At 72.3% G+C, this 13,136-nt stretch carries 11 protein-coding genes; 2 read left to right on the top strand and 9 right to left on the bottom strand.

Going from position 1 to position 13,136, the window contains the following annotated elements:
- Positions 1-238: 238 nt before the first annotated feature.
- Positions 239-1,000, bottom strand: coding sequence for a phosphoglyceromutase (locus ACFXB5_RS37400; protein WP_385216792.1), 762 nt, complete (start codon positions 998-1,000; stop codon positions 239-241).
- A gap of 191 nt (positions 1,001-1,191) precedes the next feature.
- Here ACFXB5_RS37400 and ACFXB5_RS37395 point away from each other — a divergent pair, with 191 nt between their 5' ends.
- The gene (locus ACFXB5_RS37395) at positions 1,192-2,637 is read left to right on the top strand and encodes an MDR family MFS transporter (RefSeq protein WP_385216789.1); all 1,446 of its coding nucleotides are present in this window, start codon (positions 1,192-1,194) and stop codon (positions 2,635-2,637) included.
- A gap of 25 nt (positions 2,638-2,662) precedes the next feature.
- Here ACFXB5_RS37395 and ACFXB5_RS37390 read toward each other — a convergent pair whose 3' ends face one another.
- From ACFXB5_RS37390 to mshA, 6 genes are all read right to left on the bottom strand, one after another.
- Positions 2,663-4,630, bottom strand: a complete 1,968-nt coding sequence (locus ACFXB5_RS37390) for a M48 family metalloprotease (protein WP_385216786.1) — start codon at positions 4,628-4,630, stop codon at positions 2,663-2,665.
- Complete coding sequence (locus ACFXB5_RS37385; protein WP_385216783.1) at positions 4,627-5,298, bottom strand: RNA polymerase sigma factor; 672 nt, start codon at positions 5,296-5,298, stop codon at positions 4,627-4,629. The genes ACFXB5_RS37390 and ACFXB5_RS37385 overlap by 4 nt, the downstream gene beginning before the upstream one ends.
- Entirely contained in the window at positions 5,295-5,432 is a 138-nt protein-coding gene (locus ACFXB5_RS37380) for a hypothetical protein (RefSeq protein ID WP_385216780.1), read from the bottom strand. The genes ACFXB5_RS37385 and ACFXB5_RS37380 overlap by 4 nt, the downstream gene beginning before the upstream one ends.
- Before the next feature lie 375 nt (positions 5,433-5,807).
- Positions 5,808-7,550: a glycosyl hydrolase family 28-related protein gene (locus tag ACFXB5_RS37375; protein WP_385216779.1), complete on the bottom strand. Its 1,743-nt coding sequence runs from the start codon at positions 7,548-7,550 to the stop codon at positions 5,808-5,810.
- Positions 7,551-7,769: 219 nt separating this feature from the next.
- Positions 7,770-8,234: a YbjN domain-containing protein gene (locus tag ACFXB5_RS37370; protein WP_385216817.1), complete on the bottom strand. Its 465-nt coding sequence runs from the start codon at positions 8,232-8,234 to the stop codon at positions 7,770-7,772.
- A gap of 181 nt (positions 8,235-8,415) precedes the next feature.
- On the bottom strand, positions 8,416-9,777 hold the full coding sequence (gene mshA / locus ACFXB5_RS37365) for a D-inositol-3-phosphate glycosyltransferase (protein WP_385216776.1): 1,362 nt from the start codon (positions 9,775-9,777) through the stop codon (positions 8,416-8,418).
- 279 nt (positions 9,778-10,056) lie between these two features.
- Here mshA and ACFXB5_RS37360 point away from each other — a divergent pair, with 279 nt between their 5' ends.
- Entirely contained in the window at positions 10,057-10,869 is an 813-nt protein-coding gene (locus ACFXB5_RS37360; RefSeq protein ID WP_385216773.1) for a class I SAM-dependent methyltransferase, read from the top strand.
- On the opposite strand, the gene ACFXB5_RS37355 is transcribed toward ACFXB5_RS37360, so the two are convergent.
- Together ACFXB5_RS37355 and ACFXB5_RS37350 are read right to left on the bottom strand one after the other, a co-directional pair.
- Entirely contained in the window at positions 10,832-12,361 is a 1,530-nt protein-coding gene (locus ACFXB5_RS37355; RefSeq protein WP_385216771.1) for an APC family permease, read from the bottom strand. The two genes, ACFXB5_RS37360 and ACFXB5_RS37355, sit on opposite strands and share 38 nt — an antisense overlap.
- Before the next feature lie 117 nt (positions 12,362-12,478).
- Positions 12,479-13,136 (bottom strand): hypothetical protein (locus ACFXB5_RS37350; protein ID WP_385216768.1); only part of this gene is annotated, 658 nt, incomplete at its 5' end.

The following is a 13,136-nucleotide window of genomic DNA, read 5'->3' as shown; positions in this document are numbered from 1 at the left end:
CCCGCTCTTCGAGCTGGAGCCTAGGAACTCACAAGCCCCCGCACAGAGTTCAGGGAAGGATCAGGTGAAGCGCGATAAGCATACCGATAGATCTGACAGTCTTCGGGGCGGCCGAACCTCAGCCCATACGCGGCAAACGTCCAGCACTGAACGGCTGACGGCCCAGAGACGGCCCCACAACGCCACCAAGCCTCCTACCGGCGGGGAAATCGCTGGTAGGAGGCTTGATCAATAGGGCTTACTTCTTCTTGCCCTGGTTCTTGACTGCTTCGATGGCGGCCTTCGCGGCGTCCGGGTCGAGGTAGGTGCCGCCCGGGTTGACCGGCTTGAAGTCGGCGTCCAGTTCGTAGGAGAGCGGGATGCCCGTCGGGATGTTCAGGCCCGCGATGTCGGCGTCGGAGATGCCGTCCAGGTGCTTGACCAGGGCGCGGAGCGAGTTGCCGTGGGCCGCGACCAGGACCGTCTTGCCTGTGAGGAGGTCCGGGACGATGCCGTCGAACCAGTACGGGAGCATGCGGACGACGACGTCCTTGAGGCACTCCGTCTGCGGGCGCAGCTCCGGCGGGAGGGTCGCGTAGCGCGGGTCCGCGAACTGGGAGTACTCGGCGTCGCGGTCCAGCGGGGGCGGCGGGGTGTCGTAGGAGCGGCGCCACAGCATGAACTGCTCCTCGCCGAACTCGGCGAGGGTCTGGGCCTTGTCCTTGCCCTGCAGGGCGCCGTAGTGGCGCTCGTTGAGGCGCCACGAGCGGTGGACGGGGATCCAGTGGCGTTCGGCGGACTCCAGCGCCAGCTGGGCCGTGCGGATCGCGCGCTTCTGGAGCGAGGTGTGGACCACGTCGGGGAGCAGGCCGGCGTCCTTCAGCAGCTCACCGCCGCGGACTGCCTCCTTCTCGCCCTTCTCGTTCAGATTGACGTCCACCCAGCCGGTGAACAGGTTCTTCGCGTTCCACTCGCTCTCGCCGTGGCGGAGGAGGATCAGCTTGTACGGTGCGTCGGCCATGCCGTCGAGCCTACTGGACCGGTCTGAGGGGGTCGGTTGACGGACCCCGTCAATTGACTGGCGGGGTGGGGGCCCGTATCGGTAAGTTGCGGATGCTGGTTGTGCCACTTACATGCTGCGCCGCTATGGGGCGCGCGGCTTACCGGCTGTCGTATTCACAGGGCTGTGGCTTTCACCGGGGGGAGTCGTCCGTGTCCGTCGTCCGACTGAGGCAGGCCGCGAAGGAGAGCGTCTCGGGGCTGCCCCGGGAGTTCTGGTGGCTGTGGACCTCCACGCTGGTCAATCGGCTGGGCGGGTTCGTGGCCACCTTTCTTGCCATGTACCTGACCGTGGATCGCGGCTATTCGGCGATGTTCGCCGGGCTGGTCGGCGCGCTGCACGGGCTGGGCGGGGCCGTGTCTGCCGTCGTCGCCGGGGTGCTGACCGACCGGCTGGGGCGGCGGCCCACGCTGCTCGTCTCGCAGCTGTCGACCGCGGTCACGGTCGCCGTGCTGGGGTTCGTCCAGAACCCGGTCGCCATCGCCGTCGTGGCCTGTCTGGTGGGCATGACCAGCAACGCGTCCCGGCCCGCGGTGCAGGCGATGATCGCCGACATCGTCGCGCCCGGGGACCGGGTGCGGGCCTTCGCGCTCAACTACTGGGCCATCAACCTCGGCTTCGCCGTCTCCGCGGCGGCGGCCGGGCTGATCGCGCGCCACGGCTATCTCACGCTCTTCCTGGCGGATGCCGGGATGACGCTGCTGTGTGCGGTCATCGTCTTCGTCAAGGTTCCGGAGTCCCGGCCCGAGCGGGAGCGTGCCACCGAGGGTGTGGCGGTGGAGCCGGAGCGCGAGGTCGGGTTGGGCACGGTGCTGCGAGACCGGCGGTTCATGGCCGTGGTCGCGCTGTCGTTTCTGGTCGCGACCCTCATCCAGCAGGCGTTCGTGGCGCTGCCCGTGGCGATGGGGGCGGACGGGCTGTCCAGTACGGACTTCGGCGTCGCGATCGCGGCGAACGGCGTACTGATCGTGGCCGTACAGATCCCGGTGACGCGGTTCCTCGAACATCGCGATCCGGCGCCGCTGCTGATGGTGTCCGCGCTGCTGACCGGCGCCGGCTTCGGGCTGACCGCCTTCGCCGGGTCGGTCGGGATGTACGCGCTGGCCGTGACGGTCTGGACGATCGGCGAGATCATCAACTCCCCCACCCAGATGGGGCTGGTCGCCCGGCTCTCCCCGACCCATGGGCGCGGCCGCTACCAGGGGATGTACACCCTGTCGTGGTCCCTCGCCTCGCTCGTCGCCCCGCTCGCGGGCGGGGCGGTGATGGACCGCTTCGGGGCGGACGCACTGTGGGCGGCCAGCGCCGTGGTGGGCCTCGTGGCGGCCGGGGGGTACGTGGCGCTGGGGCGCGCCCTGCGGAGCCGGCCTGCGGCCGGGGAGTCCGGGGGTGGAGTGGGTGCGGTTGCGGCTTCGGCTGCGGTTGCAGCCTCGGCTTCGGTTTCGGCTTCGGCTTCGGCTTCGGCTTCGGCTTCGGCTTCGGCTTCGGCTGGTGAGGTTGGTGCCGTCTCTGGGGGTGGGGCTGGTGTTGCTTCCGATGGTGGGGCTGGTGCTGCTTCCGGTGGTGGAGTGCCTGCGGTTGGGGCGGGCTCCTCGTAGCGGGCTGGGCTGTCTCCGGTGGGGATCAGGGGGTGGATCTCGGGATGACCGGCTCGATGTGGATGCTCGGCACTGAGCCTGAGGGTAGGTGGTACGCCGGAGGCGTCGGCCATGCCGGGAAGGTGGGCCGCTGGTACGTCGGGAACGGAGTGGGTTCCGTGCCCGTGCCGCCGCCCGGCTGGTAGCGGTCGTTCCAGCGGGTCACCGGGGTCCCGGGGTAGCTCGGCTCGTCCCGGTTCGCCCATAGGACGAACGTCAGCCCCGTCAGCCCCAGCAACACGGTGAGTGCCAGCGCCCGTACGGCGGTGATGCGTTGGCGTGCGGGGCCGGTGACACCGGGTGAGATGCTGATCCGTCGTGCCTTCTCCCCCGGCACCGTCGGCGTGGGCAGCGGTGCGCGTTCGTCCACGCCCAGGGCGGCCAGGTGCAGCCCGAGCCGCTGGGTCTGGCCGGGGAGCCGTACGGCGGTGTCGGCCCAGGTGCGGATGGTCTCGGGGGCGATGCCGTCGGGCGGTACGAGGATGCTGGGGCCGGTCCAGTTCATGGCCCAGTACGCGGTCCCCCGCGCTACCAGTTGCGCCCCGATCAGTACGGCCAGGGCCCCGGCCAGGGGGGCGAGTGGGTCCTGTTCGGTCTGATCGCCACGGGGCATTCGCTCGCCCTCGGGCAGCCGGGCGTTGAGTGCGCGCGCCAGCGGCATGCGGCGGCCGCCGTCCAGCAGTCGCAGCACTCGGTGGATTGCCAGTCTCTCAGGCTCCCCGTCCGGCTGCGCCTTCGGCCGCCCCATCCGCTCCGTCTCCTCCACCCCGCGTACCGCCTCCGCCAGCAGGGTCAGGATCCGCGTCGCGCGGTGCTCCGCCAGCTCGGTGAGCCAGTCCCGCCAGGGCACCCTCGTGCCCGCGTCCGGGCCGGACAGCAGGACGCGGCCCAACTCGACCGCGTACCGCGGCTGTACGGAGAGGGGTTCTGGGGAGAGGAAGGGGCCGGTTCCAGGCCCCCGCGCGGGCAGGCGCGACAGCCGCTCCAGCCGGACGGCCAGGGCCGGATGCGCGTCATCCGGGTCCGCGGGCCGCTCTACGGCTCGGGCGCGCAACGCGCCCATCGGCTCCCGCAGTTCGGGCGCCTCGACCATATGGGCGAAGGCGCGGAACGGATCGTCGGGGATCCGGCCCGTCGCCCGGCGCATCGGGGCGAGGAAGTCCGCGAGGAACTCCTGCCACGCCGTCTCCAGCGCCGCCGTGGAGCACAGAGCGTCGGCTACGGCGCCCGGACCGGCCACCCGCGCCGCCTCGCGATCGGCCTCCAGCTCCTGCCGCCGCCGGACCGGGCGGGTGAGCCAGCGGAAGATGTGGGTGTAGAGGCCGAGCAGCAGCAGCGGCACGCCCGCGTACAGCCGCACCAGGTCGTTCGCGGCCGACGCGTCCTGGATCGCCTGCCGGGCGGCGACCAGGCCCGCCGCGCCCCGGTGGGCGACCGCGCCGAAGCGGCTGTGGCGGCCGGAGTAGTGGCCCAGCTCGTGTGCGAGGACGGCGCGCAGTTCGGCGGGCGACAGACCGGCCAGCAGGGGCAGTCCCAGGTAGAGGACACGTCGGCCGGGGGCCAGGCCGAGGAGCGGTGCGTCCTCGGTGACGGAGGCGTTGACCTCGGCGGTCAGCTTGATGTGGCCGGGCGGCCGGGTGCCGACGTCGAGGGCCAGCTCCTCGACCCTGCGCCATAACTCCGGCGCCCCGCGCCGGGTCACCGTCACCGCGTCCGCGCGCGGGGCGGCGGGGCGGGCGGTGCGGATCACCGCCCACACCATGCCGAAGACGATCGGGGCGAGCGCCGCGCAGGCGGTGACGACGGTGGTGGGCGGCGTCGTGGCCTCCGGCGTTCCTGCGGTCCATAAGGCGGCCACGAGGAATGCCGCCCAGAGCAGCGCCATGGCCGCGATCAGCGCGTAGAAGACGGCGAGCAGGGCGAGGGCGAGGAGCGCGCGGGCGGTGGCGATCATCGACGCCCCCGAATGCCGTCGGCACCGCCCCGCAACGCCCGGTCCTCGCCGTTGAATCCGGCCGACAGCCACTCCGCGGCCCCGTACAGGGCCGCGCTCAGTGGGTCCTTCGGGGTGCGGGTCAGGAGGCGGTCGGTCGCGCGGTCGAGTTCCGGGGAGACGTCGAGCAGCAGGCTGAGTCGGGCGCGGGCCTTGTGGAGGTTGCTGCCGACGCTGCCTACGGAGATCCCCAGCTCAGCCGAGATCGCCTGGTAGCTCATGCCCTCGAGCGAGTGCATGACGACCACCTGGCGCTGGCGCGGCGGCAGCGTGCCGAGGGCGCGCAGGGCGGCCAGCGCCTCGGCGGTCTCCTCCACGCTCGCGGTCGTGGCGGCCGGGACGGTCATCTCGGCCGGCTTCCAGCGGAACCACCAGCGCCGCCCGTCCCGCGAGAGCTTGCGCCGCATGGTGGTGGTCACCCATGCCTCGGGCGAGGCGCACGCCCTGACCTCGGGCCAGCGCCGCATCGCCTCGATGTACGCCTCTTGCACCGCGTCCTCGGCGTTCTGCCGGTTGTCGCTGAGCATCACCGCGCGGGCGGCCAGCCAGGGGTAGGTGCGGGCGTAGAAGGCGTCGAACTCCTCCTCGGGCCGCCCGCCGCGCGTGGTCTCCTCGACGGTGTCGCTCATTCCGATCGACCCCCGTCCCGCTCGCCCCGCTCGCCCCGCTCGCCCCGCTCCTCCGGCCGCCGCCGTATCGTCAGCGCCGCGCCGTCGGGGCGGCGGTCGGTGAGGACCGTGCCCGGCTCCGTTCTGTTCACCAACTCGGCCAGCGTGCGCGCGCGGGGCCGGTGGCCCGCGCGCGCCGCCCGCCCGCGGGTGTCGGGCCTGTCTTATTTTCACCCTCCGCGCCCGGGGGGGGGGTGGGCGCGGTGCCGCCCCCCCCCGCCGCCAGCCAGCGGATGACGTCCCCCATCAGCCGTAGCACCCCCACCGTCACGACCGTTGCCACCGTGAGCCACGGATTGTCCATGAGCACCGTTGTGTCTCCTCTTCATGGTTCCCGGCCGCCGGAGCCGGTTCACCATGAAGAGCCCTCATGGACCGTATTTCTTCACCGCGTTTCTCACCGTGTTTTCGGGGAGGTGCCGACGGGAGGTGTCGGTGGGTGGTGTCAGCGGGTGGTGTCAGCGGGGGTCTCAGTGGAGGGCGCGCTGCGCCTCGTACAGGTTGCGGGGGTGGACCGCCTCCGGGTGGCCGTAGGACTCGATACGGGAGTGGAGCGGACCGGTGAAGTCCGGGACGTCGATCTGGCCGAACTGCCGGACCTCGCTGATCCCGACCGTCGCGCTGTACGGCGCGATGTCGTCGATCCTGACGCACCCGGCTCGCTGATTGGTGACCGTGACGTTCCAGTGGGCGAACCGCGCGCCGTAGAGCGGACCGGCGCTCGCGTCGCCGCCGTGCGACCCCGTGTTGTCCACGGTGATCTCCGTACGGACGTTGGCGAAGGGCATCCCGCGGTGGGTGTCGAAGGTGCCCATCTCCATCCGGCCGCGCGACCAGACGTTGTAGCTGGACAGCCCCTCCACGTTGATCCCGTGCAGCTGTGTCCCCGTCGGGGCCGGGACGGTGCGCTGGGCCAGGACGAAGTCCTCCACGAGGTTGTCGTGCGAGCCCTCGCGGCAGCAGTAAGGATGGTGGCTGCCGCGGCCCGTCACCCGGGTGCGGCGCAGGGTGCACGCCTTGGCGGCGACGAGCAGGAAGCCGTTGTCGACGTTGTTGACGGTCACGTCGTCCACCCAGCAGTCCCATGCGCACTGCAGCGCGACGCCGTTGTACCCCTTGTCCAGCAGGTGCTGCGACTGCGGCGTCTCGACGACGTCGAGGGTGATGCCCTCGACCCCGGAGCCGGTGACCGGCCGCACCAGCGTGGTGAACCGGGGCTTCCAGGCGGGCCGGGCGTCGAGCGGCAGCGGGCGGTCGAGGGTCACCCGGCGGCGGCGCCGGTCGACGGCGACGACGCGGCACGGCCACTCGTAGGGGACGTACGAGGTGAGCTTGGTCTTGTCGGTCCAGGCGTAGTCGGCGGCGCCCTCGACATCACCGGCCATATGGGCCAGCAGCGAGTGCGCGTCGTCGTCGGTGAGTTGGAGCAGCACGCGGTCGCCGCGGCGCAGGGCGGACGGGTCCTCGACGGTCACCGTCCAGTCGCCGCGGCGGGCGGGGGCGGCGAAGTCGGTAAGGGTGTGCCACTCGTCGCGCCGGTTGCCGGTCCAGCCCTCGAACGGCCACGCCTGGGCTCGGATCGCGTCGGTGAGGGAGCGCCAGCGGGCGTCGGGGCAGATCCAGATGAGCCCGCCGGCCCAGGACCAGGACGACTTGTTGCCGCCGTAGCGGCTGCCGTACGGGCCGATCAGCTCGGTGAGGTTACGGGTCGCGTGGAGGGTGGTGCGGCCGCTGCCCGCGCCGCGCAGTACGACGTTGTCGTAGCCGAGGCGGATGATGTCGTCCACGCGGTACGTCCCGGGTGGCACCAACACCGTGCCGCCGCCGTGGCGGCCGGCCGCCGCGATGGCGCGGTTGATCGCGGGGGCGGCGTCCGCGGAGCCGTCGGGCCGGGCGCCGAAGGCGCGGACGTCCGCGACGACGGGCAGGCGGGGGAAGCTCGTGCGGCCACCGAGGTATCCGGCGCGGCCGACGTAGGGGATCTGGGGGTGGGTGTACGGGTGGGCGCGGAACTCACGCCAGAGGGCGGACGTACGGGCCTCGCCGGACGTGCCCGTCCCGCCGGACGTACGGGTCCCGCCCGGCGTACGCGGTGCGGCCGCCGCCGCGTCCGTTGCGGTCAGGAGCGGGGCCCCCGCCCCCAGGAGCGTGGCGCCCGCCGCCAGTCCCATCGCACCGCCGAGCAACTGCCTTCTGTCGATCTCCGTGCCCATGAGCCAGCCCCGCCTTCCATGGATGTGAACGCAGTTCAGGTGAGAGACGGCGTGAGAATGCCATGGGGTAGGGGCGCGCGGAAGGGGGCGCGTCAGGATGGACGTAGGTCAAGAGGGCGGACGTAGGTCAACAGGGCGGACGGCAGGTCAAGCGGAAAGGTTGAGGGGGCGGACGAAGACCGGGCCGGGGCCCGGTTGTTCACCTCGCCGCATTCCGAGTCAGATATTCCGAGTCAGATTGCTGAACGCCTCAAGATTCCGCGTCGATTCGCCCCGCGAGGTACGCCACGCGTACTCCTTGCGAATGGCCGTGGCGAACCCCATCTCCAGCAGTGTGTTGAAGCTGCCGTCCGCGTTCTCCAGCACCGTGCCGAGCAGCCGGTCCACTTCCTCCGGGGTGACGGCCACGAGCGGCAGCTTGCCCACCAGATAGATGTCGCCGAGCTGGTCGATCGCGTAACTCACCCCGTACAGCCGGGTGTTGCGCTCCAGCAGCCAGCGGTGGACCGCCTCGTGGTTCTCATCCGGATGGCGGACGACGAAGGCGTTGACCGAGAGGGAGTGCCGGCCGACCCGCAGCGAGCAGGTGGTCGACAGCTTGCGGGTGCCCGGGAGCGTGATGACGTAGGTGCCGTCCTCCGGACTCTCCCACTCCAGTTCGGCGTCGTTCAGCGTCCGCTCGATGACGGCCCGGGGGTCGCCCTCCGGGGCGGTGTCGGCCTTACGGCCGGCCTCGGCCGCGGTGTCGTCCTTACGGTCAGCCTCGGCCGTGGGGTCAGCCTCGGCCGTGGGGTCAGCCTTGCGGTCAGCCTCGGCCGTGGGGTCAGCCTTGCGGTCAGCCTCGGCCGTGGGGTCAGCCTTGCGGTCAGCCATGGGCCGATCGTAGGCGACGCCGCTCGCGCATCGCCTCCGTGTACACCTCCGCCGTCGCCGCGGCGGCCGTGTCCCACCCGAAGGACTCGGCGTGCCGGGCCGCCGCCGCACCCATCCGGTCCACCCGCCCCGGGTCCTGTACGAAGGGGCGCAGGGCGCGGGCGTAGTCGGCGGGGTCGTGGCCGTCGATCAGCGTGCCGCTGACCCCGTCCCGTACGGCCACCGGAAGGCCGCCCACCGAGGCCGCCACGACCGGGGTGCCGCATGCCTGCGCCTCGATGGCCACCAGCCCGAACGACTCGCTGTACGACGGCATGACCAGCACGGACGCCGCCCGGTACCAGTCCGCGAGCTCGTCCTGCGCACAGGGCGGCCGGAACCGGACCACATCGCAGATCCCGAGCCGCGCCGCCAGCTTGTGCAGCCCCTCGGGCTTGGCCAGGCCGCTGCCACTGGGGCCGCCCACCACGGGCACGACCATGCGCTCGCGCAGCGAGGGGTCCTCCTCCAGGAGGTGGGCGACGGCGTGCAGCAGGATGTCGGGGGCCTTCAGCGGCTGTATGCGCCCGGCGAAGAGGGGTATGAGCGCGTCGGCCGGGAGCCCCAGCCGGGCGCGGGCGGCGGCCCGGCCGTCGGCGGGCCGGAAGCGGTCAAGGTTCACCCCGGGGTGGACGACCGCCACCAGCTCGCGCGCCGCCTCATAGTGGCGCACCAGCTCCTCCGCCTCCTCGGTGGTGTTGGCGATCAGCCGGTCGGCGGCGCGGACGATCTGCTGCTCGCCGATGACGCGGGCCGCGGGCTCGGGGGTGTCGCCCGCCGCCAGCGCGGCGTTCTTGACCTTGGCCATGGTGTGCATGGCGTGCACCAGCGGCACTCCCCAGCGCTCGGCGGCCAGCCAGCCGACGTGGCCGGAGAGCCAGTAGTGGGAGTGGACGAGGTCGTAGTGGCCCGGCCGGTGCCCGGCCCACGCCTGCATGACGCCGTGGGTGAACGCGCACAGCTGCGCCGGGAGATCCTCCTTGGCCAGCCCGTCGTAGGGCCCGGCGTCCACATGCCGGACGAGCACCCCGGGGGCCAGCTCGACGGCCGGGGGCAGCACGGCGGTGGTGGCCCGAGTGAAGATCTCCACCTCGATGTCGATGGCGGCCCGGCGCCTGGCCAGCTCCACGATGTAGACGTTCATGCCACCGGCGTCGCCGGTGCCGGGCTGATGCAGCGGCGAGGTGTGGACGCTGAGCATCGCGATCCGCCGCGGCCGCCGTGGAATGCGACGAAGCCGCTGGTGGGACGGGACGCCGAACGGTATATGGGACCGGCCTCGCAGGCCGCCGAGCCGGGACGCGTGCTGACTCACCTCGCGTTACCTCCTTGCCGGGGCGGGCTCCCTCCACGGCGTCAACACCGGAACGTATGGTTCCCATTTCCGCTTTGCCAAAGCGTGACGTTCTGATGTCCGACGGCCACTCCCCGCCCGCCCCGGCAGGGGCTTCCCACCTGCTCCGGCACGGGCTCGGCGTCCGCCCCGGCACCGGCTCCCCACCTGCTCCGGCACGGGTTCCCCCTCCGCCCCGCCACAGACTCGGCGTCCGCCCCGGCACCGGCTCCCCCTCCGCCCCGGCATAGGCTCAGCGCCATGCCCGCCCGCGTTCCCCCGCCGTCCCGCCCGATCGGTTCGGCGACCCGCGGGACCACCAACCCCAACCGGCTGCGCCGGATGGACCGGTGGATCGCGGCGGCGCACGGGCCCGCGCTGCGCCGGGCCGCGGACGCGCCGGTGGCGGTGGATCTGGGCTACGGGGCGGCCCCCTGGACCGCCGTCGAGCTGCTGGACCGGCTGCGGACCGTACGGGCCGGGGCCCGCGTCGTCGGGGTCGAGATCGACCCCGGGCGCGTGCTCGCCGCGCGGCCGTACGAGCGCGAGGGGCTCACCTTCGCGCACGGCGGTTTCGAGGTGCCGCTGCCCGGCGGGGCCCGCCCGGTGCTCATCCGGGCGGCCAATGTGCTGCGGCAGTACGAGGAGGGCGAGGTCGCCGCCGTGTGGCGGCGGCTGTGCGCCCGGCTGGCGCCCGGCGGACTGCTGGTGGAGGGCACCTGCGACGAGATCGGACGGCGGCACGTATGGGTCGCGCTGGACGCGGCGGGCCCGCGCACCGTGACCTTCGCGGCCCGCCTCGGCTCCCTGAAACGCCCCTCCGACCTGGCCGAACGACTCCCCAAGGCGCTGATCCACCGCAATGTGCCGGGCGAGCCGGTGCACACCTTCCTGCGCGATTTCGACCGCGCCTGGGCGGCCGCCGCCCCGTACGCGCCGCTCAGCGCGCGTCAGCGCTGGATACGCAGCGCCCAGACGTTGCGCGCCGAGGGCTGGCCGCTCACCGACGGCCCGCGGCGCTGGCGCCAGGGCGAGGTCACGGTGCGGTGGGAGGCGTTGGCGCCCCGGGGCTGACGGCGCCGTCCGGGCCGCCCGCCGTACCCATGGTGCCGTCCCCCGTGCCCCGGGTGCCGCCTTCCGTGTCCGGGTCGGCCCCGGCCGCGTACTCCTCGCTGATCTCCTTCGGGCCGAACGGCCACACCTTCTCCATCCGCGCCCACAGCACGAACGCCACACACCCCGCCGCGACCCAGGCGAGCGACCATTCGATGGGGTGCCGCCCGGGGGAGTTCTTGTCCGCGTAGCCGTAGATCACCAGCCAGCCCACCAGCGCCACCACGCTCGGCAGCGGATAGAGCCACATCCGGTACGGCCGCCGCAGGCCGGGCTGGCGGCGGCGCAGCACCGTGACGGCGACGACCTGCGCCAGGGCCTGCACGATCACCATGACCGTGGTCAGCAGCTGGATGAGGGTGGCCAGATCGGTGTGGCGGCCGATGAGGAAGCCGATCGCCGTCACGACACCCATCGTGGCCAGGCCCAGCATGGGGAAGCGATGGCGCGGGTGGAGCGTGCCGAACGGCCGGAAGAAGACCCGGTCGCGGGCGGCGTCGTACGGCACCCGGGAGCCGCCCAGCAGCCCGGCGAAGACGGACGCGAAGGCCGTGATGAGGATGAGCACGGTGACGACGTCGGCCGCACCCTTCCCCCAGGTCTCCTCCAGCACCGCCGAGGCGACGGACTGGGCGGCCACCGAGTCGGGGTCGGTCATCTCGCGCCAGTCGACGACGCCGAGGGTGCCGATCTGCAGCAGCAGGTAGATCCCCATGATCCCGGCGATCGAGGTGACGATCGCCCGCGGCAGGGTGCGGCCGGGGTCCTTGATCTCGGCGCCCATGTACGCGGCGGTGTTGTAGCCGAGGTAGTCGTAGATGCCGATGGTCAGGCCCGCGGCGAACCCGGTCCAGAAGTGACCGCTGGTCAGCTCGAAGGCGTGGTCCGGATAGGTGAACGCCTGCCCCGCGTCGAAGTGGCTGAAGGCCGCCACGATGACCAGGACCACGGAGGCGATCATCACGCACCACATGACGGTCGTGATCCGGGCGATGTGCTCGACGCCCCGCCACAGCAGCCCGATGACCAGGACGATGACACCGAGCCCGACCAGATCGCCCTGGGTCTGCGTCATATCCGGCCACAGATAGCCCAGATACTGCACCAGCCCGACCACGCCCGTGGACATGATCAGCGGGATGAACAGCATCGCCGTCCAGACGAACAGGAACGGCATCAGCTTGCCGCTGCGGTACTGGAACGCCTGGCGCAGATACACATAGCTGCCCCCGGCCCCGGGCAGCGAGGCGCCCAGCTCGGCCCAGATCAGCCCGTCGGCGAGCGCGAGCACCGCGCCCGCGACGAAGCCGATGACGGCCTGTGGTCCGCCGAAGGCGGCGACCATGAGGGGGATGGTGACGAACGGCCCGATGCCGCACATCTGGCTCATGTTGATGGCGGTCGACTGGAACAGGCCGATACGGCGGACGAATCCGCCCTCGGTGCCGGACATCCGGACCTCCATTGCCCTCTCGCGCCACTGGCGCCACCGTGGGAGGAAATGAAAGTAAGGAAAGTTTCCAGTCGCGTCAAGGAGGTGGGCCGCGGCAAAATCAGCACTCAGTGGCCCTCAGGCCACCGCCGCCGCGCCCGCCAGCACCTTCAGCGCCTCCGCCGTCGCCGACCCCTCGTCGGCCGTGTAGGTGCACAGCATCTGTCCCGGATCCGCGGGCAGCACGAACGCCTCGAACCGCAGCACCAGCTCCCCCGCCTCCGGATGGCGGAACCGCTTGACGCCCCGCGTCCGCTCCTGCACCGCCTGCGCCTCCCACCGCCGCCGGAACTCCTCGCTCCGCTCCAGCAGCTCATGAGTCACCCGGCACACCCGCGAACTGCCCGGGTGGCGGCCGGTCTCCGCGCGCAGCCCGGCCACCGTGTCATCGGCGACCTCGGCCCAGTTCGGATGGAGCTCCTGCAGCCGGGGGTCGAGGAAGACCAGCAGCGGGCCGTTGCGCCGCTCCTCGGGGATCGCGGCGTAGTCGATGCCGAGCCGGGTGCCGAGGGTGTTCCAGGCCAGGATGTCCATCGCCGGTCCGTAGACATAGGCCGGGACGATGCCGTCCATCGCGTTCAGCAGCTGCTGGATCTCCGGCCGCGCACCCCGCCCCGCGTCGGGGGGGGGCGCGGGCCCCCGCCCCCCCCGGTGGGGGGGCGGCCCCCCGCCCCTGGGGGCGCCCCCCGCGACGGCCGCGACGGCTCCGCCACCTCCGATCGTGACGGCCTTACGG

Origin of the sequence: Streptomyces sp. NPDC059455, from assembly GCF_042750115.1 — a bacterium.
Taxonomy (GTDB): Bacteria; Actinomycetota; Actinomycetes; order Streptomycetales; family Streptomycetaceae; genus Streptomyces; species Streptomyces endocoffeicus.
Note: the sequence above shows the minus strand (reverse complement) of the source record. Positions and strands in the feature narration are given on the sequence as shown.